Annotated in this window: 20 protein-coding genes; 7 read left to right on the forward strand and 13 right to left on the reverse strand. The window is 61.5% G+C overall.

Annotated features, from left to right (window positions below):
* Nucleotides 1-13: 13 nt before the first annotated feature.
* The 4 genes from QTJ18_RS01600 to QTJ18_RS01615 form a co-directional block, all read right to left on the reverse strand.
* A complete protein-coding gene (locus tag QTJ18_RS01600) occupies nt 14-991 on the reverse strand; it encodes a tripartite tricarboxylate transporter substrate-binding protein (protein ID WP_252752367.1) in 978 nt (325 codons plus the stop codon).
* Between the two features lie 196 nt (nt 992-1,187).
* Entirely contained in the window at nt 1,188-2,549 is a 1,362-nt protein-coding gene (locus QTJ18_RS01605) for a sigma-54-dependent transcriptional regulator (protein ID WP_252752366.1), read from the reverse strand.
* Nucleotides 2,546-4,309, reverse strand: coding sequence for a sensor histidine kinase (locus QTJ18_RS01610; protein WP_252752436.1), 1,764 nt, complete (start codon nt 4,307-4,309; stop codon nt 2,546-2,548). Before QTJ18_RS01610 ends, QTJ18_RS01605 begins: the two co-directional genes overlap by 4 nt.
* A gap of 109 nt (nt 4,310-4,418) precedes the next feature.
* Nucleotides 4,419-5,036 (reverse strand): CGNR zinc finger domain-containing protein, encoded by a 618-nt coding sequence (locus tag QTJ18_RS01615; RefSeq protein ID WP_252752365.1) that lies wholly within the window; start codon nt 5,034-5,036, stop codon nt 4,419-4,421.
* A gap of 79 nt (nt 5,037-5,115) precedes the next feature.
* Between QTJ18_RS01615 and QTJ18_RS01620 the strand changes: the two genes are divergently transcribed.
* Nucleotides 5,116-6,099 carry a DMT family transporter gene (locus QTJ18_RS01620; RefSeq protein WP_252752364.1) on the forward strand — a complete coding sequence of 328 codons (984 nt, stop codon included), beginning with the start codon at nt 5,116-5,118 and terminating at the stop codon, nt 6,097-6,099.
* Nucleotides 6,100-6,192: 93 nt separating this feature from the next.
* On the opposite strand, the gene QTJ18_RS01625 is transcribed toward QTJ18_RS01620, so the two are convergent.
* Nucleotides 6,193-6,654 (reverse strand): OsmC family protein, encoded by a 462-nt coding sequence (locus tag QTJ18_RS01625; protein ID WP_252752363.1) that lies wholly within the window; start codon nt 6,652-6,654, stop codon nt 6,193-6,195.
* A gap of 127 nt (nt 6,655-6,781) precedes the next feature.
* The gene (locus QTJ18_RS01630) at nt 6,782-7,708 is read right to left on the reverse strand and encodes an AraC family transcriptional regulator (protein WP_252752435.1); all 927 of its coding nucleotides are present in this window, start codon (nt 7,706-7,708) and stop codon (nt 6,782-6,784) included.
* A gap of 77 nt (nt 7,709-7,785) precedes the next feature.
* Between QTJ18_RS01630 and QTJ18_RS01635 the strand changes: the two genes are divergently transcribed.
* From QTJ18_RS01635 to QTJ18_RS01645, 3 genes are all read left to right on the forward strand, one after another.
* Entirely contained in the window at nt 7,786-8,613 is an 828-nt protein-coding gene (locus QTJ18_RS01635) for an oxidoreductase (RefSeq protein WP_252752362.1), read from the forward strand.
* Between the two features lie 55 nt (nt 8,614-8,668).
* A complete protein-coding gene (locus tag QTJ18_RS01640) occupies nt 8,669-9,259 on the forward strand; it encodes a TetR/AcrR family transcriptional regulator (RefSeq protein WP_252752361.1) in 591 nt (196 codons plus the stop codon).
* Between the two features lie 202 nt (nt 9,260-9,461).
* Nucleotides 9,462-10,040, forward strand: coding sequence for a DUF308 domain-containing protein (locus QTJ18_RS01645; RefSeq protein ID WP_252752360.1), 579 nt, complete (start codon nt 9,462-9,464; stop codon nt 10,038-10,040).
* Nucleotides 10,041-10,220: 180 nt separating this feature from the next.
* Here QTJ18_RS01645 and QTJ18_RS01650 read toward each other — a convergent pair whose 3' ends face one another.
* The 4 genes from QTJ18_RS01650 to phnD are packed head-to-tail and all read right to left on the reverse strand — an operon-like array spanning nt 10,221 to nt 15,333.
* Entirely contained in the window at nt 10,221-11,360 is a 1,140-nt protein-coding gene (locus QTJ18_RS01650) for an ABC transporter substrate-binding protein (RefSeq protein WP_252752359.1), read from the reverse strand.
* A 36-nt stretch (nt 11,361-11,396) separates the two neighbouring features.
* Nucleotides 11,397-12,497, reverse strand: a complete 1,101-nt coding sequence (locus QTJ18_RS01655; RefSeq protein WP_252752358.1) for an ABC transporter ATP-binding protein — start codon at nt 12,495-12,497, stop codon at nt 11,397-11,399.
* Nucleotides 12,497-14,335 carry an ABC transporter permease gene (locus QTJ18_RS01660; RefSeq protein ID WP_252752357.1) on the reverse strand — a complete coding sequence of 613 codons (1,839 nt, stop codon included), beginning with the start codon at nt 14,333-14,335 and terminating at the stop codon, nt 12,497-12,499. Before QTJ18_RS01660 ends, QTJ18_RS01655 begins: the two co-directional genes overlap by 1 nt.
* A 35-nt stretch (nt 14,336-14,370) precedes the next feature.
* Nucleotides 14,371-15,333 carry a phosphate/phosphite/phosphonate ABC transporter substrate-binding protein gene (gene phnD / locus QTJ18_RS01665; protein WP_252752356.1) on the reverse strand — a complete coding sequence of 321 codons (963 nt, stop codon included), beginning with the start codon at nt 15,331-15,333 and terminating at the stop codon, nt 14,371-14,373.
* Nucleotides 15,334-15,431: 98 nt separating this feature from the next.
* Here phnD and QTJ18_RS01670 point away from each other — a divergent pair, with 98 nt between their 5' ends.
* Genes QTJ18_RS01670 through QTJ18_RS01680 form a run of 3 tightly spaced genes read left to right on the forward strand, consistent with a single transcriptional unit; the run spans nt 15,432 to nt 18,492 of the window.
* Nucleotides 15,432-16,112, forward strand: a complete 681-nt coding sequence (locus QTJ18_RS01670; RefSeq protein ID WP_252752355.1) for a response regulator transcription factor — start codon at nt 15,432-15,434, stop codon at nt 16,110-16,112.
* Nucleotides 16,112-17,503 carry a sensor histidine kinase gene (locus QTJ18_RS01675; protein WP_252752354.1) on the forward strand — a complete coding sequence of 464 codons (1,392 nt, stop codon included), beginning with the start codon at nt 16,112-16,114 and terminating at the stop codon, nt 17,501-17,503. The genes QTJ18_RS01670 and QTJ18_RS01675 overlap by 1 nt, the downstream gene beginning before the upstream one ends.
* A complete protein-coding gene (locus QTJ18_RS01680; RefSeq protein ID WP_252752353.1) occupies nt 17,500-18,492 on the forward strand; it encodes an ABC transporter substrate-binding protein in 993 nt (330 codons plus the stop codon). The genes QTJ18_RS01675 and QTJ18_RS01680 overlap by 4 nt, the downstream gene beginning before the upstream one ends.
* Before the next feature lie 21 nt (nt 18,493-18,513).
* Here QTJ18_RS01680 and QTJ18_RS01685 read toward each other — a convergent pair whose 3' ends face one another.
* From QTJ18_RS01685 to QTJ18_RS01695, 3 genes are all read right to left on the reverse strand, one after another.
* Nucleotides 18,514-19,320 carry an IclR family transcriptional regulator gene (locus QTJ18_RS01685; RefSeq protein ID WP_252752352.1) on the reverse strand — a complete coding sequence of 269 codons (807 nt, stop codon included), beginning with the start codon at nt 19,318-19,320 and terminating at the stop codon, nt 18,514-18,516.
* Between the two features lie 69 nt (nt 19,321-19,389).
* Nucleotides 19,390-20,796, reverse strand: a complete 1,407-nt coding sequence (locus QTJ18_RS01690) for an MmgE/PrpD family protein (RefSeq protein ID WP_301557753.1) — start codon at nt 20,794-20,796, stop codon at nt 19,390-19,392.
* Between the two features lie 20 nt (nt 20,797-20,816).
* Complete coding sequence (locus QTJ18_RS01695) at nt 20,817-21,815, reverse strand: ABC transporter substrate-binding protein (RefSeq protein WP_252752351.1); 999 nt, start codon at nt 21,813-21,815, stop codon at nt 20,817-20,819.
* Between the last annotated feature and the right edge of the window lie 21 nt (nt 21,816-21,836).

The following is a 21,836-nucleotide window of genomic DNA, read 5'->3' on the forward strand; positions in this document are numbered from 1 at the left end:
GGATCGGATGGGCTTAGTCGGCGTATTGGCCGGCACCCTCGATCACCGGCTTCCAGCGGGCGATTTCGCTTTCGAGCTTGGCCTTCAGCGCAGCCGGGGTGGCGTCTGCCTCCGGTGACGGCAGTGTGCCAAGCTCTGCGAACCGGGCTCCCACGTTCTGGTCCTTCAGCGCTTTCTTCAGCGAGGCCGAAAGCTTCTCAACCGCCGCCGACGGCGTTCCCTTGGGCGCATAGACGCCGTGCCAGATTCCGACCTCGAAGCCCTGCAGGCCGCCTTCAACGGCTGTCGGCAGGTCAGGGAAGATATCCAGGCGCTTCGGCGAGGTGACCGCATAGGCCTTGATCGTGCCGCCCTGGATCTGTTTGGTGGTGTTGGTGGTCTGGTCGCACATGATGTCGACCTGGCCGCCCAGCAGGTCCGTCATGGCAGGACCGGTTCCCTTGTACGGAACGGTGACCAGGGGCGTTTCGATGGCGCTCATGAACAGCATGCCGCACAGATGCGACGCGGCGCCGATGCCGGCATTGGCCACCGTAACCTTGTCCTTGTTGGCCTTGACGTACTCGATGAGGCCCTTGAGATCGGTCGGCTCCAGATCCTTGCGCGCCACGATCGTCATCGGCACTTCGGTGACGAGGCCAACATATTCGAAGGCGTTCAGCGTGTCGTAAGCGAGCTTGCGGTAAAGCGTGGCGCTGGTCGCCATGCCGATGTGGTGCAGCAGGATAGTGTAACCGTCGGCCTCGGCGCTCGCCACCCGGCCGGCACCCAGCGTGCCGCCGGCTCCGCCGACATTTTCGACGATGATCTGCTGGCCGAGATCCTTGGACATCGATTCAGCAACCAGACGCGCCACGGTGTCCGTCGGGCCGCCGGCGGCGAAGGGAACGACCATGGTGATGTTGCGCTCGGGATATTCGGCAAGGGCGGCGCCGGCGACGAGTGCCGTGGCCAAGCCGGTTGTGGCAAGTATGGTTTTGAAAAGCGACATGAATTCCTCCCTGATGATAACACGTCCGGACTGCTCCTCGGTTCCGGACCTGGTGGCTGAATAGTCGCTGCAAATATGCAAGGCACAATCTGACCCCGCACGAAAACACCAAGATTTCGTGATTTTGCGCTGCAAAATGGGTAGGTTTCTTCCCAAGCTGCATCAGGTCTGGGTGGAAATCCACCCACTTTTTCCGTCAGCCGAGCTCGTCCAGATCTCCAAGGGCGTGTTTCTTGTCGAGACCGTATTTCTGCATTTTCTCGTAGAGCGTCTTGCGGGAGATTCCGAGCTGCTCGTAGACGGGCCTGAGCGCTCCGCCATGGGCGGCGATGGCACCGGCGATGATCCGGCGCTCATAGGCCGCGACCCGGTCGGCCAGGCGCGGGCTGTCGGGTTCGTCCGCCGGCGCCCCTTCTCCCGTCCGCATGTCGAGGCCCAGCACGAAGCGGTCGGCGGCATTGCGCAATTCTCGCACATTGCCCGGCCATTCCCGTTCCGCCAGACCCGCAATGATGTCTGGCGGCACCTCGACATCATCGCGGCCGTAGCGGGCGGAGGCTTCGCGGACGAGGTGCAGGAAGAGCAGGGGAATATCGGCCCGCCGCTGCGCAAGCGCGGGCACATGCAGCGTCACCACGTTCAGCCGGTAAAACAGGTCGGCGCGGAAGCGCCCGGATGCCACCTCCTGCTCCAGGTCTACCTTGCTGGTGGCGATGAAGCGAACGTCGAGTGTGACGGTCTCGTTCGACCCCAGACGAGTGATGGTCCGCTCCTGCAGCACCCGCAGGAACTTCGCCTGCAGGTCCATCGGCATGGAACCGATCTCGTCGAGCAGGATGGTGCCGCCGCGGCCATGTTCCAGCTTGCCGTGCCGCGGACGGATGGCGCCGGGAAAGGCGCCAGCCTCGTGTCCGAACAATTCGCTTTCGAACAGCTGTTCCGGCAAGGCGGCGCAGTTGATGGCAAGATAAGGCCGCTCGGCACGGCTGCTGATGTCATGCAGCGCCCGCGCCACCACTTCCTTGCCCGCCCCTGTCGCGCCGATGATCAAGGTATCGGCATCAGATGCGCCGATGGTCCGCAGCCGGTAGCGCAGGTCCACCATCATCGGCGTGCGGCCGGGCAGCCTCGCCTCGACATCGTCCCGTTTGCCGGCCACCGCCCTGAGCCGCCGGTTCTCGATGACCAGACCGCGCCGGTCCAGCGCCCGGCGGATCACGCCGGCCAGTGTTTGCAGCGCAAAGGGTTTCTCGAGAAAATCATAGGCCCCCTCGCGCATGGCCTTTACGGCCAGCTGCACGTCCCCGTGGCCGGTCATGAGGATGACGGGGATCTCATGATCGATGTCGCGCACGCGCTGCATCAGCGTCATGCCGTCCATGCCGCGCATGCGGATGTCGGACACGACGACTCCATGGAAACCGTAGCCGACCCGCGTCAGGGCCTCCTCCGCAGTGGCAAAAGATTCCACCGGCAGGTCCACGAGTTCCAGCGCCTGCGCGGTGGAACGCCGCAGTTCCGCCTCGTCGTCGATCAGCAGGACGGTGGGCCCGCTCACTCCGCCGCCTCCGAAAGAGCGTCCGCAAGGGCGAGATCGATGCGGAACACCGCTCCGCCTTCCGGATGATGCGACACGGTGAGGTCGCCGCCGAAATCCTTGACGATGTTGTAGGAGATAGAAAGCCCGAGCCCCAATCCCTTGCCCGGGCCTTTGGTGGTGAAGAAGGGATCGAAGATGCGTTCGGCAATGGCGGGCGGGACACCCGGCCCATGGTCGCGAACCTCGATCACGGCGCGGCCGCCGGTGGCTCGCGCAGTCAGCGAAATGGCGCGATCATCGAGCCCTTCCACCGCATCGGCGGCATTGGTGATGATGTTGACCAGCACCTGCTGCAGGCGCACCGATCCGGCATTGACGACCGGCGGCACTGCGCCCAGATCAAGCGTCAGCGACGCGTCCGCGGTGGCAAGACGGGCAGCGACGATTTCCAGTGTATCGTTGAGGACATCGGCCAGCGCGACAGGCCCGAGCTTCTCGTTCGGCTTTCGGGCGAAGTTGCGCAGGTGACGGCTGAGCGAGGCCATGCGGTCGATCAGGCTGGAAATGCGCGCCAGGTTGTCGCGCGCCTCCGGCGCCCGCCCCCGCTCGATCAGCAGTGTGGCGCTGTCGGCATAGTTCTTCACCGCCGCCAGCGGCTGGTTGAACTCGTGGGACAGGGCCGCCGACATCTGCCCCAGGCCGGCGAGTTTTCCGGCCTGGATGAGGTCCGCCTGGGTCTGGCGCAGCTGCAAATTCACGCGGGCAAGATCGGCGGTGCGTTCCTCGACCCGTCGCTCCAGCTCGGCTTTCCTCTCGATCTCCATGGCCAGCCACTGGTCACGCCGTGCCTTGCGCTGCAGCACCACGGCCAGGGCCATGCCGGCAAGGCAGAGCGACAGAACGATTGCGATGACGGTGGTGCGCGCTTGGGCATGGACCGACGTCGTGTCTGTCAGCACATTGACGGTCCAGTCTGCCGTTTCGACATATTCCGACAGGACCAGGTATTCCCGGCTTGTTCCCTCGGACTGGACATCCATAAGGTCGTAGCCGTCAAGGGTGTGGCGGCGCACCGGCAGTTCCTCCAGCCGAGCGTCGGAATAACGCCGGGAGGCCGTGGTGCGGGCCAGCCGCTCCTCGGTCAGCGCCAGCAGGCTTTTGTAAAGCCAGTCCGGATTGCCGCTCATGAAGATGATCCCTTCGGGATCGGACACGAAGATCTTGTATTCGCCACCCTGCCAGGTCGCCTCAATCACGTCGATGTCGACCTTGAAGACGATGACACCGAGGATCGAGCCGCCGACTTCCACCGGGGCGGAGAAATAATAGCCGCGCTTTGCCGATGTCGTGCCGAGCGCGTAGAACCGCGCCGGCCGGCCCTGGGCTGCCTCCTGGAAATAGGGGCGGTAACTGAAATTCTGCCCGACAAAGCTCGCCGGACCCTCGAAATTGCTGGCGGCAATGGTATCGCCGGTCATGTCGATCACGTAGATATCCGAGGAATCCAGGAGGGTGTTGATCATCTTCAGGTAACGGTTTGCCGCGAGCCGAAGGCCCGGATCCTGCGGCTGGCTCAGCAGTTCCTCGATATTCTCGTGATCTGCGATCAGGCGCGGCAGCGGTTCGTAGCGCTTGAGGTGCCCATCCAGCGCCGCCACCGCCAGGCGTAGAGTGCTGCCCGCCTGCAGCGATGCTTCCTCCATGAAACTGCTGCGCATCAGGGAGGTGCCGTAAAACATCACCGCGGCCGACGACACGACCACGGACACCACCAGCATGACGATACTACGACGCACACGCTGCAGCGGGCTCTCTCCTCTTTTTCGCCAACAAGGATAGCGGCATGTCTCGCCGTTGCAAAGTGACCTGTTTGGCCAGAGGCCCTGCTCAGTCTACAGCATGTGCCCGGAACTTAGAAATTCTCGATGCGGTACCGCAGGTCTTATCGGAGCACCATCGCCGTTTGCCGCCCCGCGAGGTGTCCAGAAACACCCAGCCGCACCGTCTACCGGGACATTCCTGAATGGGCCTTCTGGCGCCTCTCACCAGCAGGAGATCATGAGCGGCAAGGGCCAGGGCATGGGTGGGCAGATCAAGGTCTTCCACCGACCTCCACTGATAGTGCAGGTGGTGAGATGTGGCGATCAGAACTCTGCCCGCCATAGCGTTGAGCACGGTTTTATGCAGAGCGTCCAGGTCTTCTTGCGCGATGGCCTCGCCGGAAAATTCGGCGCGGCAGAGCCGATAGAGCAATTCCCGAAACGCCTTGGCCCGGCTCAGTGCGATCTCAGCTTCGCGTGGATGCTCACGAGCGACGTGGGCGAGCGTCTGCAGATCGTCGCTATCGAGGAGACCGGTTCGTTCGGCAAAGACGATCAGGTCGCGATAGATGTGCAGATAGTCCGGCCCGAAGCCATCATTGCGGACATCGACGGTGTTGATGAAGTCGAGCGCGACGTTTCCGCCGACTAGCAACATCGTATCCACGCTCCGGCGCGTGCTCATGACAGTCTCCCGTGGAACGAACCCGCACTTGCTCTGTTAGTAACGACATAAACGGCATTTACCCGTTACGAGGGAAGTTATGCGGCCTGTGTTCAAATCCCGTATGTTCGATTTCGTCCTGCTCTGTCTTATATGGGGAAGTACCTGGATCGCAATCAAGGCGGGCATTCACTCGGTGCCGCCTATGTTCTTTGCCGGCAGCCGCTTTACCGTCGCGGGCATCCTCCTGCTGCTCATAGGGACCGTTCGGCGAGAGCCCCTGGGCCTCACCCTGGCTCAGCTGCCGAGACTGCTTGTCATAAGCCTGTTGATGATATCGCTATGCTACGGCCCCCTGTTTTGGGGCATGCAATATGTCAATTCGGGCACGGCGGCGGTGCTCGAGCTTTCGCTGACGCCGATAGCGCTCATGTGCTTCGCCCTGTTGCTGGGTGAAGAGCGCTGGCAGCCATCCAAGGCTGGAGCGATCGCCCTGGGCGTGATGGGTCTCGGCCTGCTGTACGGTCCCGAAGCAATGTCGCGGGCAACCGGGGACGCGACTGCGGGCCAACGACTGTGGGGAATCATAGCCATAGCCGCCGCCGCGTTTACCTATGGCCTTGGATCGGTGCTGGCGAAGCCGCTGCTGCGAGAGCACCCGCCATTCCAGATTGCGGGCGCGACGACTGCAATCGGAGGGCTTTTCCTGCTTTGCTACTCGCTTCTCGTCGAGGATGCTGCGTGGATTGCAGTCTACGGCAGATGGGGGGTCGGGCCGTGGCTGGCCTGGGGGTTCCTTGTCCTCTTCGGATCGCTCATCGGATACACCATCTTCATGCGGCTTCTCAGGGATATCGGCCCCTCGAAAGCGGGGTCCTATGCGTTTGTCTCACCAATCGTCGCTGTGCTTCTGGGCGAGGTGTGGTTGGGAGAAGAGGTTTCACTGCTCGACCTGGCCGCAATGACCCTGATGATGATGGCGGCTTACCTCGCTCTCAGAGCCGAAGACAGTTCAGCCTTGCCGGCAAAAGATGCGATGGAGGATCTGCCGGATGGCCGGCCGGTTCGGAAGCCCCGACGATGACAGCTGCCGCGTCCCGCAGGGATAGGGCGAAAATCGCTCATTTTGGCGTCGCGAAGCCTCGATGCCTGTCGGATCCACCGGCGGCTTCGCTCCTCAAACTGAACGATTTTCTCTCATACCACGCGCCAAATCCTGGTCGAGTTTTGAACCCTCGACCGTTTCCAGGCTAATCTTGATGCCTTGTCTGAGCGAATTCGCCACCGTGCAGACCGACCAGGCGCGATCGATAACGGCGCTTGCGTCGGAACCGTCTTTCATGTCGCATGTCACTGACATGATTGCACGGGTCGCCATCAAGGGCGAACCTTCCAGTTCGACCCGGACGGACACGGCAATCTCGCCGACCTCAAGCCCCAGATCGTGAGCAGCGTAACGCAAGTCATTGCAATAGCACCCGCCGAGTGCAAGTCCCAGAAGCTGCGCTCCGTTGAAGCCGAGGCCCATGCCCCCTGACTTTCCGTCAGGCCTATCGACGACCACGGTGTGGCCGCCAGCCCAGCCGAGGGCTGCCTCGGTGCCTGGCACGCTGCGCAATGCAACAAGTGTCTCAACCATCGGCATCTCCTGCACCTGGGCAAGGGATCGTCGCGCCGGGAGAAGGAGACGTCAAGGCTTCGCATGAATGACCGCAACATTTTCAGAGCTTGGCAGAAATCTGCGCCGGGCCGTATCCTAGATTTGTTCAGACCTGTTCGCCGAGATGTTGCTGGACCCATTTGCTCTCTTCTGATGCCGTGCGCCCGAAATGCCGTTTGAAATCCCGGCTGAATTGGGCGGGGCTGATATAGCCGACCGATGCAGCCACATCAGCAATCGTCCCGCTCTGGCGGGCGATCATCAGCCTTGCCTCATGCAGCCGCAGGGCTTTCACATATTGCATGGGGGTGGAGCCTGTCAGGTCTTTGAAATGGACATGATAGGACGGTACGCTCATGCCCACCCTGGTAGCAAGATCCGCGATGGCGATCTCGGAACCGAAATTCTCCCGTATCCACGCCACACTTTGTATCAGCTTTCCGGACGTCCCTTTCCGCTGAAGGGCGGCGATCGATGCGCCACCTTGGGGACCGATCAGGATCCGATAGTGCAATTCTCGCAGGATCGAGCGCCCGAGCACGGCGACATCGACGGGGCTGCCAAGCGCTCTGAGCAGGCGATGCAAAACCTCTTTGATATCGCTTTCCATTCTGCTCGAGAGCAACCCTCTCGGCTTGGCGTTCGCGGGACCGGCGAGTTCCTCCACCTGCAGAGCGATCTCGGCCGCCATCTGCATGTCGAAGTCCACATAGACGGCAAGCAATGGCCGCTGTGGGCTTGCCTTTGACGTCATCCGGAACGGCACCGGCACCGAGACGGCAAGATAATGGTCCTCGTCATAGAGGTAGATTTCGCCCTCCAGGATCCCCTGCTTGCTTCCCTGCAAGACGAACACCGCCCCAGGCTTGTAGAGAACCGGAATGTCATTCAGCACCGTCTCCGTGCGCAAAATGCGGACATGACGAAGAGAGGTCTCGTTATATCCGAGGCGGGGAGCCAAATCTCCGGCAAGGGTGACCAACTGACCATGGGCAATTGTCTGGGGTCCTCGTTTTATAGGATTTGGCATCATTTTGAGAGAAAACGCAATCGAAATGAATAGTCCCCGATAGTATCTGTCATGCCGTACACAGACAAGGGATTCAAGGAATGTCACACAAGACCTTTTTCATCACGGGGGCAAATTCCGGGTTCGGGCTCGCGATCGCAACTGCTGCAGTGGAGGCCGGGCACACCGTTATCGGGACTGTACGCTCCGACGCCGCGCGCGATGGCTTGGCAAAGACCCTCCCGATGCTGCGCCCGGTTCTTTGCGACGTCACAGAGTTCGACGCCATTCCTGACGTGGTTCAGCAAGCGGAAGACCAATATGGGCCGGTCGACGTGCTGATCAACAATGCCGGGTATGGTCACGAAGGCGTACTGGAGGAATCGCCCCTTGAAGAAATGCGCCGTCAGTTCGACGTGAACGTGTTCGGCGCCGTCGCTGTGGCCAAGGCATTTCTTCCACGGTTCCGCAAGCGCCGCTCCGGCTTTATCATCAATGTCACGTCGATGGGCGGTATGATCACCATGCCCGGCATCGCGTATTACTGCGGCAGCAAGTTTGCCCTGCAGGGGATCTCCGAAGTGATGCGTTCAGAAATGGCGCCCTTTGGAGTTCATGTAACGACGCTTTGCCCCGGCTCCTTTCGCACGGACTGGGCCGGGCGCTCCATGGTCCGGACCAAGCGGTCCATCGCCGATTACGACAGCCTTTTCGATCCGATCCGCGAAGCGCGCCAGGCGTCGAGCGGAAAGCAGCTGGGTGATCCGCAAAAGCTGGCGGCCGCTGTGCTTGCTCTCATCGGATCGGACGATCCTCCGCCGCAGCTTCTTCTTGGCAGCGATGCTCTTAGGCATGTGACGGCGCGGATTGCGCGTTTGCAGCATGAACTGGACGCATGGAAAGCGCTGACAGTCTCAACGGACGGATAATCGGGTAGCAGACATTTGAGCTTGACGCTCTGCCTACTAGAAGGTAAGTTTCGCCATGAGCAAGCTTTCGACCACCTCCGACGACATCCTGGCCTCCGCCCGCACTCTCATCATGAGCGGAGGTTATAATGGGTTTAGCTATGCAGACATTTCCCAGGTGGTTGGCATTCGCAAGGCCAGCATCCACCATCATTTCCCCAGCAAGGTCGATCTGGTGCGTGAACTGGTCAAGCAGTATCGGGAGGATGGCCAGGACAGCGTTGCTACCCTCGAACGGAATGTTCCAAACGCACTGGAGACCCTTAAGATCTACGCCAGCCATTGGGCCGCCTGCATTGAAGATGCGAGCAGGCCTTATTGTGTCTGTGCAATGCTCGCCAGTGAGCTACCGTCTCTCCCAAAGGAAGTCGCATCAGAGGTCACGGCCTTCTTTCGCTTCATCTCGTCCTGGCTGGCGGAAGTCATGAAACGGGGCGTCGAGCAAGGCTCCTTGACCCTTGCCAGTGAGCCGCATGTCGAAGCTGAAGCCTTCCTGGCAACCGTTTATGGGGCGATGCTCTCGGCAAGAGCCTATGCGGATCCGAAGATCTTTTCGACGATACTTGCACCTGCGCTCGATCGCCTGACGCCGATCGCCGCTCACTAAGCCGGAGGGACTAGGGCCGCAAAAACTGTCTCAACAAAACTACCAACTAGTAGGGAGAATTGACAGTCTCAAGGCTCTCTGACCAAGGCAGCCGCTTTCGGTCGAAGTGCTTGCGACGAGAGCATCCCATCCGGCGGGCCTGTCTTTTCTCTCGACAGGACTTGCGTGAACAGTTTCATCAACAGAACAAGTGGAAGACAAAATGTCGAAGGGTCGAACCTCTCATGCCGCGGTCATCAATGACGAATGGCTCAAGCAATATTACTTTACGCGAGCGGCGTTCTCCGTGCTGTGGGTCACGGCTGCATTGACCGTCGGACAGACCTCGTTTGCGGTTGCTGCGGCTTTGCTGGTCGTCTATCCGGCCTGGGATGCCGCCGCGAATGCTGTCGATGCGGTCCGGAGCGGGGGTTTTGCGGCAAACCGGAGCCAGGCGATAAACGTCACGGCCAGTCTGGTTATGACGATCGCCGTGATCCTTGCCCTGACGATGAGCATGAACTGGGTCCTCGGCGCCTTCGGCCTATGGGCGATTTTCTCAGGCCTGCTGCAGCTTGGGACGGCTCTCCGGCGTTGGAAAACCAGTGGCGGTCAATGGGCAATGGTTTTGAGTGGCGGCCAGTCCGCTGTGGCTGGCGCGCTCTTCATCTTCCAGGCGCAAATGCCTCAGGAGCCCTCTATTTCCACGGTCGCCGGCTATGCAGGAGTTGGGGCACTTTATTTTCTTGTCTCCGCAATATGGCTGAGCCTTACCATCATGCGGCGTTCGGCCAAGACCTAGGGGATATGCCCGCACAATAAGCTTGGCGTAGCGACCGAGTGGATGCGCTTTGCCGCGAACCGCGGATCCCTGTGAGGGGATCGGAGCAGGTTTAGCGTCACCACAGGCTTCGCGAACAAGCCGGCTCCAACGACAGTGTCCCTGTATATGCCCCACGCCTCCAGGCGTGGGGCATGATGCTTATCGGGAGTTGGTCAGCCAGAAATCCTGCCAGTCCTGCAACTTGGCGAAATCATCTGGCGTCGTTTCTGAGTGGTTCACGTAAAGCCGGTCGACGACATTAGCGATGCCGGACGCTTCGTCTTCCGGCATTTTTGCGTCCGTGTTGGTCGAGATCTTGCCGTCGCCGAGCTGTGGCGCCATGCCCTCTTCCGTCATCATGAAGCGGACGAAAAGCTTGGCCGTATTCGGACTTTTCGTGCCCGCGGCGATGACCGCGACGCGCGGGGTGAGCTGGCCGATCCAGGGCTTCATTTCCTTGCAGATGCCCATGCCATAGCCGTCCTTCTTCGCGTCGCGGAAGATGGCCGCACTCAGGAAGCCGATCGGCGGCTTCTCTTCCTTGGCGCCGACGATCGGCCCGACATCGCTGTCGCTCTTGGTGACTTTCGGCTTGTTCTGGGCAAGACGCTTGACCCATTCTGCCGTTGCGCTCGCCTCATCGGTGTTCAGGTCTTCGCCGAATTGCGCCTTGTAAGCCTCACGCATTGCCGCATCGCCATGCGCGGCGAGCTGGTTGAACCAGAACATGGTCTCGTTGCGCAGCAGCGGATCGGGTATGGCGACCCGGCCCTTCCATTCCTCGGTCGTCAATGCCCAAAGATTGTCGACCGGGCATGTCTCGCCGTTGACGTCCGTGTTGTAAGCAAAGACCCACGGATTGTTGCTGGTGATTGCCGGACTTTGATATTCGGCCGGGATCTTGTCCTTGAGATCGGGCGCAAGCCAGGAAATGCCGAAACCCTGCGGCAGGATCTGGCTCGTCACCGACGGCAGGTTGCTCATGTTGAAGACGTCCGTGCGTACATTGCCGGCAGCGGCTTCACGGGCGATGACCTGTTCCTGCTCCTGGCCGCTCATCTTCACGCCGGTGGCCTGGAGGCCGTACTTCTTGGAGAAGTTTTCGGCCATCGACACGATCTTGCCCGTCGCATCGATCACGGTGATCGGCCCTTCCTTTTTGGCCGCTTCGATGAGCGCTTCAAGCGAGTATTCGCTGTCTGGAATGCCGATTTGCTTGGCGTCCTGCGCAATGGCGCTTGCAAGGCCAATTGCCAGGACGGATACGCCCGTCAACATGTAGATCGATAGGTTAGGCATGTGGTTTCCTCCGTTGCCTTTGGTTGTGCATCCCGGTCACGCGGTGATGCGTCGTTTTTCACGGTCGAAAAGATGCAGGTGCTGCCTTTCGACCCAGAAATGGCTGCTCTGACCTGCAGCGATGCGCGGATTTTCGGTCACGATTGCGAAGACGCGGCTGCCCTGGACGTCGAGCTCGACGATCCAGCTGCCGCCCGTGGGCACGATGTCGACGACGATCCCTTGTCCGGCCGCGCGCTTGGCGGCGTCTTCCGCAAAGAGTGCACCCACTCCTGTCGCTTCCGGCCGAATGCCGGCGGAGGCGACGGCCGCGCCATCGACGCCGAAATGCGCGAGCAGGTGATCGAGCCAGGCGTTCAAGGGGCCGGATTGGGCCTCCGCCCTTTCGATGATGTTGATGGGCAGGCTGCCGACGAATTCGGCGACGAAGCGGTTGGCGGGACGCTCATAAATATCGTCCGGCGTGCCAACCTGCTGCAGTTCGCCCTCGCTCATCACGGCGATAGTGGTGGCGAGCGTCATCGCTTCCCACTGGTCATGGGTGACGAAGACGATGGTCGACCCTGCCTCGGCGTGGATGCGCTTGAGTTCGGCACGCATTTCGAGACGGAGCTTGGCGTCCAGGTTGGACAGCGGCTCATCCAGCAGAATGACGGAGGGCTTCAGCGCCAGCATGCGGGCCAAGGCCACGCGCTGCTGCTGCCCGCCGGACAGTTGTGCCGGATATCGCTCGGCATAGCGGGCAATGCCAAGCGTCGTCATGACCTGATCGACAATGGCATCGCGATCAGCGGCCGGCATCTTGCGCAGGGTCAGGCCGAAGGCGACATTGTCGCGGATCGTCATATGCGGCCAGAGCGCATAGTTCTGGAAGACCAGCCCCATATTGCGCTTCTCCGGTACCGTGAAGATCCCCTCGGCTACGGAGACGATCGGTTTGCCGTCGACGAGGATGCGGCCATCGGTCGGGTGCTCGAGGCCGGCAATCATGCGCAGGGTGGTCGTCTTGCCGCAGCCGGACGGGCCAAGCAGGCACAGGAATTCCGAGGTGCCGATTTCCAGATTGAGATTGGAGATGGCGGCGGGGCCGCTGCGACCATAGCTCTTGCGGATGTTTTCCAAGGTTATGCTGGACATTATTTGCTTCCCATGCCGTCTGAGAGGTTGGCTTTGCCGATTTTCTGGACGAGCATCGTGCCGGTGAAGGCGACGATGCAGAGCATCACGACCACGGCATTGGCCGCCTGGCTGTAGCCGTAATCGACGAGGCGGATTGCGTAGGTGGTCAGGAGATCCGTGCCGGGAACGGCGAGGACCACGACGAGGCTGAGCCCCTTAATTCCCGAGATGAAGGGCAGGAGGATCGCCGAGACGAGCGCGCCGCGCTGGATGGGCAGGACGATGGAGCGCATCCGGCGGAACCAGCCGGCGCCGACGATCTGACCGGCCTCTTCCGGCTCCCGACCGAGCTGCATCATTGAAGAAATGCCGGCCCTCGATGCAAAAGGCATCTGGTCTGCGAGGATGGCAAGCACCAGAATTATGGGTGTTCCGTAAAGTGCCGGCAGAGGCGGGCGGGCGACGGCGAACATTGACAGGTAAGCGGCCGCGAACGCAATGCCGGGTACCAGATAGGGCAGGAAGGTGATCTGCCGCAGCGCGACGGAGACGAAGCGGACCGGCGAGCGGACGACGGCATAGCCGACCAGCAGGCCGAGCATGCCGGCGCCCAGCGCGGCGAGCCCCACCATCCAGACAGTGTTCCACAGCGCGAGCCAGAATTCGCCGGTGAGAAGAATGCCCTGATGCAGCGCCGTGGTGCCGAGATTGGTGCCTATCCAGTAATCGAGGGTGAAGTTGTCGAGGCTGAACGAGCCTGGAACGCGCATGACCGTTGTCAGGGTAAGCGCGAGGAGAGGTATCCCAGCGCTGACAAGAACGATCATGAAGGTCCATGCCAGTGCGGGCATCTGCAGATTGCCGAGCGGCGTCTGGCGCACCATCGCGCCCTTCGCGCCGATGGTCACGAAACGCTTGGCCTCTCTCAGAAGCCGCATGTCGATGACGATGGAAAACGTGCCCAGAAGCACGATCATGCCGGCCAGCACTGCAGAGGCGCCCGCCTGGCTGGTCGAAATGGCGCGAAACAGCGATGTGGCGAGCACATCGAAGCCGACCGGCACGCCGAGAACATAGGCCACGCCGAAATCACCAAGGCATTTGGCGAAGATGAGCGTTGCGGCCGAGACCAGGGACGGCATCATCAGGGGCAGGATGATCCTGCGCGCCACGACGACGGGGCTGGCGCCCAGGCTGCGCGCCGAATCCTCCAGCTGCGTGTCGAACTGCTTCAACGCATTGCCGAACAACAAGATCACGAAGGGCGCGTAGTGCAGCGCCAGAATTAGCGCGATGGGCAGGGCGCCGTAGGCAAGCCAGTCCGGCGGCGTGAGGCCCAAAGTCTCCATCCAGCCCGGCTGCCCGCCGGTCGTGCGGTTCTTGAAGAGCGTCAGCCAGGCCAGGGCGAACGTCCAGGACGGCAGCATGTAGGGCAGGAGCAGCGCAGTGGAGAGCCACTTCTTGCCCATCAGGTCCGTGCGGCTGAGCAGCCACCCGATCGGTGCCCCGACGAGGAAAGCGATCACGATGGCGGCCGCCGAGATGATCGCCGTATGAGCGAGCGGCCACCAGAAGAGATCCCGCGATATGGGCGAGAGGAGAACACGGTTCAGGTAGTAGAATGTGAGCTCCCCCAGGTCCTGGCGGGTGCGGGCGAGATCGGAAAAATGCACCGTCACCGCGTCGACGAGCAGAAGCAGGACCGGCGCGAGAATGAGATAGCCGAAGACGACCAGCAGGATGAGCGCGAGCAGGAGCGTCGGGTCAGCGCTATTGACGCGGACAAGATAGAACAGTCGTTTCCAGGCCGGCTGAGGGCGCAAAGGGTCCTCCGGCAAAGCGGTTTGCAGGTTCATGGGATCACTTCCGGTTTTTATCGGTATCTTGAGCTTCAGTCCGGCAGCGTGCCGACGGTATCGGTCACGGCGCGCACCGTTCGCCATGCCTCGTCGTAGCGAACCGGGAGAAACTGCTCATCGCCGTTGAAGGCGGCAGTCATCTCCGGCGGAAAGCGGAAAGAAAAGAAGCAGGCCTTCAGCTTGTCCGCGAGTGCCGGGTCAAGATCATGCGCATGAGCGAAGGCAGCCGTCGGGAACAGCGGGCTTTCATAAAGGATGCGAAGGGCAGACCGGTCCATCGCGCCGCGTTCGACGAGGCGCTCGAGGACATCGGATGCGACTGCCGCCATGTCGTAATCACCGGACAGCACGCCCATGACCGATTTGTCGTGGGCTCCGGACATGATGGGCTGGTAATCCGTATCCGGCACGAGACCTTCGGCCGGAAAGAGCGCGCGCGGTGCGAGATTGCCGGAATTCGACGCGGCTGAAACGTGGGCAACGCGCTTGCCCTTGAGGTCCGCCAATCTGTGATACGGCGAATCCGCCCGCACAATCGCGACGAGATGATAACCGCGCACCTCGCCACTTTGCCCCTTTGCCGCAAAAGGCACAGCACCGGCCCGGTTGACGGCTTCGACCGTCGAACCCGTGGAAAAGCCGGCGAAATGCAGCCGGCCGGCGCGCATGGCCGCGATTTCCGCCGCAACCGACTGAACGGGATAATAGACGATCTGACGGTCGAGGCAGGCTGAGAGATGTTTGGTGAAAGGGCGAAACAGCTGCGCATAGACGGCCGGATCCTCGATAGGCGCAAAGGCCCAGACGAGCGTATCGGGATCGCGCAGCTTCGATCCGTCCGTCGGAAGGTCAGCCACCAGATCGCCATCGGCGTCGCAATAGGTCTCGTCGAGCGCCGCGCGCTGTTGGCACGGTCCGGCATAGGCAGCAGCGCTGCCGGTCGAAAGAAAGGCGACCAGCAATCCACACGCTGCGAGCATGCAGTGATATGTCATTTTCTCCTCCCGAAGAGTTTTGCCGTCTCGCGTTCGGCAAAGCCCTTGCTGTAGGATGAACAAATATTCCGAATTCCTGTCAGAGTCCTGTCAGCCCCATGCGCATCCTTGTCATAGAAGATTCCATCGATATCGCCGAGGCAATCGAATCCAAGCTCACCCGGGCCGGACATCATGTCACGCTGGCACAGGACGGCATATCCGGCGAGGAACTGGCGATCCACGGTGAATTCGATGTTGTGGTACTCGACATCAATCTTCCCGGCCGAAGCGGTTTCGATGTGATGGGGCATATGCGCGACCAGCGCTCGCCAACGCCGGTCCTCGTCATCACGGCCAGAAACCAGATCGACGACAAGATCAGCCTCCTTGACCTCGGCGCAGACGACTACATCGTCAAGCCGTTCGATCTGGGCGAGCTGGAGGCGCGGTTGAGGGCGGTCACGCGCCGTCACAAGGGCCTTGCCAAATCCGTCATCCGTATCGGTCTGCTCGAGGTCGATCTTTCGGCCCGCGCTGCCAGTGTGAAGGGCAGGCCGCTCGAACTGGGGCGCCGTGAGTTCGAGGTGCTGGAAACGCTCGCCTCGCACGCCGGAAACACGGTCAGCAAGGACCGTCTTTACCTCAAGCTGTTCGGACATGACGATGTCGGCACACCCAATGCCGTCGAGCTTCTCGTGTCACGGGTCCGCAGAAAGCTCGAAGGCGTGGATGTCGAGATTGTCACGCATCGTGGTGCGGGATATATGCTGCGCGGCAGGGGAGGCGAGGCAGGCTGATGGCGCGATTGTCGATCGAACGGCGGCTGCTCATCACCACCGGATGCGTGTTCCTGATCATCGGCACCGTGCTGGCCCTGACGGTCGGCGCCTATGCGCGGCGCGCCGCCGATGAAGCGTTCGACCGCGTGCTGACAGCCTCGGCTCTCTCCATCGCCGATACAGTCGGCATCGAGGAGGGCGCCGTCACGGTTGATATTCCCTATTCGGCATTCGCCATTCTCGGGACGTCTCGCCTGAACCGCGTGTTCTACCGGGTCACTGCGCCGGATGGCAGCCTGGTGACCGGTTCGCCCATCCTTGCGCTGGACATACCGCTCATCCAGAATGGAACCTTGCAGCTGCACGATTCCGTATACCGGGGGGAGCCGGTGCGTATCGCCTCGGTCCAGCGATATCGTGCAGATACCGTCACGGGAACGGGCGGCTGGATTGGCGTCATGGTGGCGGAAACACGTGAAGCCCGCCAGGAACTTGCCGGCCAGTTGACCGTCAACGGCATGCTGCCGGCCATTGCGGTCGCGCTTCTGGCAGGTGGCCTCATCCTCGTTTCCGTTCGCTCGGCCTTTTCACCGCTGCGCCTGATCGAAAGCAATCTGCGGGCGCGGCGCCCCTCCGATCTTGGCAGGATCGACACGAACGTGCCGGCCGAGGTTTCCGCTCTGGTTTCGGCCCTCAACGAGTTCATGGATCGCCTGGGCTCCGTGCTTGACGGCGTCAAGCGGGTCACTGCGGATGCGGCGCATCAATTGCGCACACCGCTTGCCGCCATCCAGGCTCAGGCCGAAGTTGGTCTTGAAGAGGCGGAGGATGCGCAAGTGCGCCGGCGTCTTTCGCGCATTCATCACAATGCTCGCGAGGCGGGCCTGCTGGCCAATATGTTGCTTTCCGATGCGACGACGATGCATCGGTTGGAAACGCAGGACCGGGAGGTTGTCGATTTTGGCGATGCCGTGACCGGCGCACTTGAGATGCTCCGCGCGGAAAGCACCTATGCGGGCCTTATACGCTCGCTTGTTCTCGAAGTGCCCCAGAGCCCGGTTCCCGTACTGGCGGAACCTGTCGTGCTGCGGGAAATGGTGCGCAACGTTATTGAAAACGCCTTCATTCATGCGGCCGGCGCGACACATGTTCACCTTTCGACCGCGCAGGGCCGGGCGGTCCTGCAGGTCATGGATCGAGGCCCTGGCATACCGGATATCGCAAAGGCCAAGGTCTTCCAGCGTTTCGCGCGTGTTGACACCGGACATCCTGGAACCGGCCTTGGCCTGGCGATCGCCAGAGACATCGCCGTGGCCTTTGGCGGCGCGATCTCCATCGCCGACCGGGATGGCGGCGGCCTTGTTGTGGAAGTGGTCCTGCCGCTTGCGGACAAGGGTGGGCGCGCATGATGGCCAGGACCTTGCTCGCCGCCAGTGTCGCGCTCTGCCTTTCCCTGACCGGCTGGATCTTCCCGGTGGCTGTGCTGGCACAAGACCGGACGGTAAGGCTTGCGGGTGTTCTCTCCGAGACACGGATCGCGCCTCTCCTGGCCGCGCTTGCCGCGCAGCTGCCCGGAGCCGACCTCACCTATATCCGGCTTTCATCCGCGCAGATCGCCGCTGAGGCGAAGCGTGCACAGGCGCCGTTCGACATTGCCGTGTTCTCCTCCCCGGATATCGCGGTCTCCGTCGCCAATGAAGGCTATGCCGCCAAGGTTGAAGCAGGCGCCAACGCTGTCGATGCCCAGTGGCGCCATGAAGTCTTTGGTTTCTGGTCTGATCCGGCAGTCATGGTCTTGCGTCGGGCGGCCTTTGCGGATCGCCTGCCGCGGACCCGCATCGAACTCGTGCGCGCGCTCGAACAGGATAGCGAACGCTTCTCCCGCCGGGTGGGCGTCGTGAATATCGGCATCGACGATGTGAGCTACCTGCTGGCTTCGCAGGATTCCATCCGCACGTCCCTATACTGGCGCCTTATGCGAGCCTTCGGCGGAGCCAATGCCAGAATCTACGACACGACGGACGATCTTCTCGAAGCGCTGCGCGAGGGCGAACTCGACGCCTTGTACAATGTGCCGCTTTCAGCCCTGCAGGCCGGCGCGGCCATCCCAGAGGGAATGGAGATCGTGGTGCCGCAGGACTATGTGCTTGCGGTGCCGTGGACGGTGCTTGTTCCGAAGACGGCAACCAATCTTCGTGGCGCCCGTCTCATTCGTCATGCGCTGCATTCGGAAGGAATCAGGCCCGCGCTTGCGAGTGCCGGCTTCAGCTATCCCGCAGATTTCAAGGTCGCCGAAAGTCTCCAGAGGATCGAGCTCGGTCCCGAGCTTCTCGTCTTCCGCGACATGATCAAACGCAGCAAGTTTCTCGATATTTGGTTTCAGATGATCGTGAACTGACCGGGTTTTGCGACGAATGGTTCAGTATCGACCGCCGATCGAATCAGAGATGCGGCGCGCAGCAGCCACGACGGCTGGGCGAAGCTGCTTTTTCAGCTCCTCTGAAAATCGGAATTGCGGAACCGAAATACCGATGACGCCGATGACTTCGGACCGGACGCCACGGATCATGGAAACAACGCCGCCGCCGCTATTGTCATACTGCTCTTGCACGCTCTCGGCATAGCCCGTTTCGCGAACGGCAGTGACGGCCGCCCGCAATTCCCGTTCGTCGGTAATGGTCTGGCTGGCGAGCTTCTTGAGTTCCGTCCGCTGCAGGTAACCGTTCAGCTCTTCGTCAGACATACCCGCGAGCAGGGCGCGGCTTGCCGCACCGGCATAAAGAGGCTTCTCGGTGCCGAGCGTCACGACACGGCGGACGGATTGCTGACCGATGACCTGCTCGATATCGACTCTGGAATCGCCGACCCGGACGCTGAGGACTACCGTCTCGTTGAACTGGCGTGACAAATCCCGCATGGTCGGGAGCGCCGCTTCCACCAGCCCGGAATTGCCGCGGGCTATCTCCGCCAGTGTCAGCAAACGATAGCCGAGACGGTAGCGGCCACTGGCTTCGTCCTTTGCGATCAGACCGTGATGCCGCAGGTTTGTGATCAGGCGCAGGCATGTGCTGACATGCAGATTGGTCCGGAGCGCGATTTCGCTGAGGCTGAGGCTGGGGCCGCCCTGCGCGAAGGCGTCAAGGATTGCGATGGCTCGATCCAGCACATTGACTTTGTAGGGTCTGTCATCGCTGTTAGCGTCGACGAGATCGGTTTCTTCATCCATTTCAGCGACTCTTTCTTGCAGACCTCGGGATCATATACGCAATGCTCCGGGTCCAGAGCAACCGTTGCTCTAAACAAGGAGCGACGTCAGCTTTCGGATGTCGTCGGATTCTTCGACCGTCATAAGTGTATCCCAAAGTTCTGCCGCCCTGGCGCGATAGCTCTCCTGATGGGCGTACCGAATGCAGTCGTCGAATTTCGCCTTCACCTGTGCCTCTGAAAGCGGCCTTGACGGATGTCCCAGCCCCGTGACGATATGCTGCTCAAACCGGCGATTGTTTGCAAGTACAATCACGCTACCACGGGTAGTGTCGCGCAGCGGGATGTCCGGATCAAGGCGATGGCGCACCTTCGTCGCGATTGCCAGCGCACCAGGTTGGTGGATTGCCGCATCGGTAAAGGATTCCAACGTGACCCGGCCGTTCAGCAGCGCAGAGGCGAGCGTGAACGGAATGCTGAACTTGGCTGCGATCGGCGTGCGCGGGGCAACCTTCATCTCCCTTGGCTCGCACAACATCACGTTCTTTTCGTTGATGGTGATCTCGATCGCCTCGATTGCCTCGGCAGCAAAGCCAGGTTGGCAGGCAATCTCTATGCCCGCCTCGATATAGGCATGCGTGCCGCGACAGCTTGGCCAGGGTTTGAAGCTCACTTCCGTGCCGAGAAAGTGGTCTCCGAGGCCATCAAGCAACGTTTCGGTCGAATATGCGCCGCGCGCCACGGCGGCGAGGAAGCCGGCCTGTCCGCCCAGAGGATCGTCATACCCTCGCACGCCTTTGGCAGCGAGCAGCGCGCCGAGCACGCCGGCCTTGGCCGCGAAGGCATCGCGCACCGACCGGACATCAGAGTCCGGGCTGAATTTCAGCTCGCCGAAGGAGCACATCTGGCTCATGGCAAGCGACCAGGCATCCAGCATCTGCCGGTCGTCAAGCTGGAGAAGCCGGCCGGCAGCCGTCGCGGCGCCGAAAACGCCGAGCCAGGGTGTCGTGTGCCAGCCATTGCGGTCGGGAGCTATCGTGAAGCTGGCCGCGATACGGCAGACGAGATCGGCCGCCACTGCAATTGCGCCCAGCAGTTCACGGCCGCTGATGGGCCGTGGAACGGTATCGGCCATTGCCAGGGCCGCCGCAAGGGCCGCCGCGTTCGGATGCGCGATGGCATGATCATGCGTATCCTCGTAGTCGATGGCGTGAGCCAGCGCGCCATTGACCCAGGCGGCCATGGGTGCTGAACAGCGTCCGCCATAACCGATCATGGCTGCAGTGCCGCTTCCTGTCTCGACGGCAATATCCCTGAAGGCACGGCAGCCGGCGCCAAGCGTGCTGGCTGCCGCACTGACGGCAATGGCATCGATCAGCGAGGAGCGGGCGGAGGTCGAGACCTCCGCCGGCATTCCGTGCGGAAAGGCGGATACGGCGTGTTTCGCCAGCACGGCGGAAAGGGATGGGAGCCCTGCCGAAACATTCATGTCGGTCATTTCTCCGATCCCGATCGCCATCACTTCTTGCCGAAGAAGAACATGTCTTCCTGCTGCAGGTTCTTGTCGACTTCACCACGCTCTTTCATTGCCGCCATCTCGACGCTCCAATAGGTGTTGGCGCCGGCTTTGAGGTCGACGATGCTCGGATCGACAGAATCGATGGAGGCCGCGATCAATTCCGGCTCGCCGCCGAGATATTTGGTAGCGATGGCGACGATGCGCTCCTTCGGAAGCGTCTTGTAGGCCTCGCTGGCATCCCGAAGGGAAGCGGCCACCTTTTCCGCAGTCTCGGCATTGGTCTTTGCCCAGTCGGCTCTGATGATCACGCCGACATTCGGGGATTTGCCGGCTTCGCCCATCTGTCTTGGAGCGAGCGCCAGCCATCCTTCGCCGCTCGCCATCGCAATGGCGGGTGTTGGCTGCGAGTGGATGAAACCATCGATCTGGTTGGTGATGAGGGCAGGGGGCATGTCGCTGCCACCGACCTTGACGAGTTCCAGCCCGAGCGCCTCGACCGATGTGCCTTGTTCCTTGAGGAAGTGGCGGAAGGTCACCAGATGCGCGGAGCCGAGAGAGCTGACGCCCAGCTTCTTGCCCTTCAGGTCCTCTACGCTGTTGTAAGGAAGCCCTTTCTTCAGAACCAGGTTGGTGGCGCCGGGGGAGCCAAGCGCGACGATGGTGAGCGGCAGCGGCTGCTTGTTCTCCTTGGCGAGCGAATTCAGCTTCGCCACGTCGCTGACAACGCCGATATAGACATCCATCCGCCCCTGCATGACCGACTGGGGGCCAATGGCGCCGTCGCCCGAGCGAACCTCCGTGACCTCCGGCTTGATGCCGTGCTTGGCATAGAGCCCCTCTTCCATCGCGATCGGATGCAGGATGAGCGAGAGGCTGGAGCGCAGCCAGCCGATCTTCACCGGTGTGGCGTCTTCAGCATGAGCCGGTATCGCGGCGCCGATTGCCCCCGAAAGCGCCAGTACCGCAAAGGCCACGCGGATCTTGTCAATTTTCAACATCGCTCGATCTTTCCCTGTTGG

This window comes from Rhizobium sp. SSA_523 (assembly GCF_030435705.1).
Lineage (GTDB): Bacteria > Pseudomonadota > Alphaproteobacteria > Rhizobiales > Rhizobiaceae > Neorhizobium.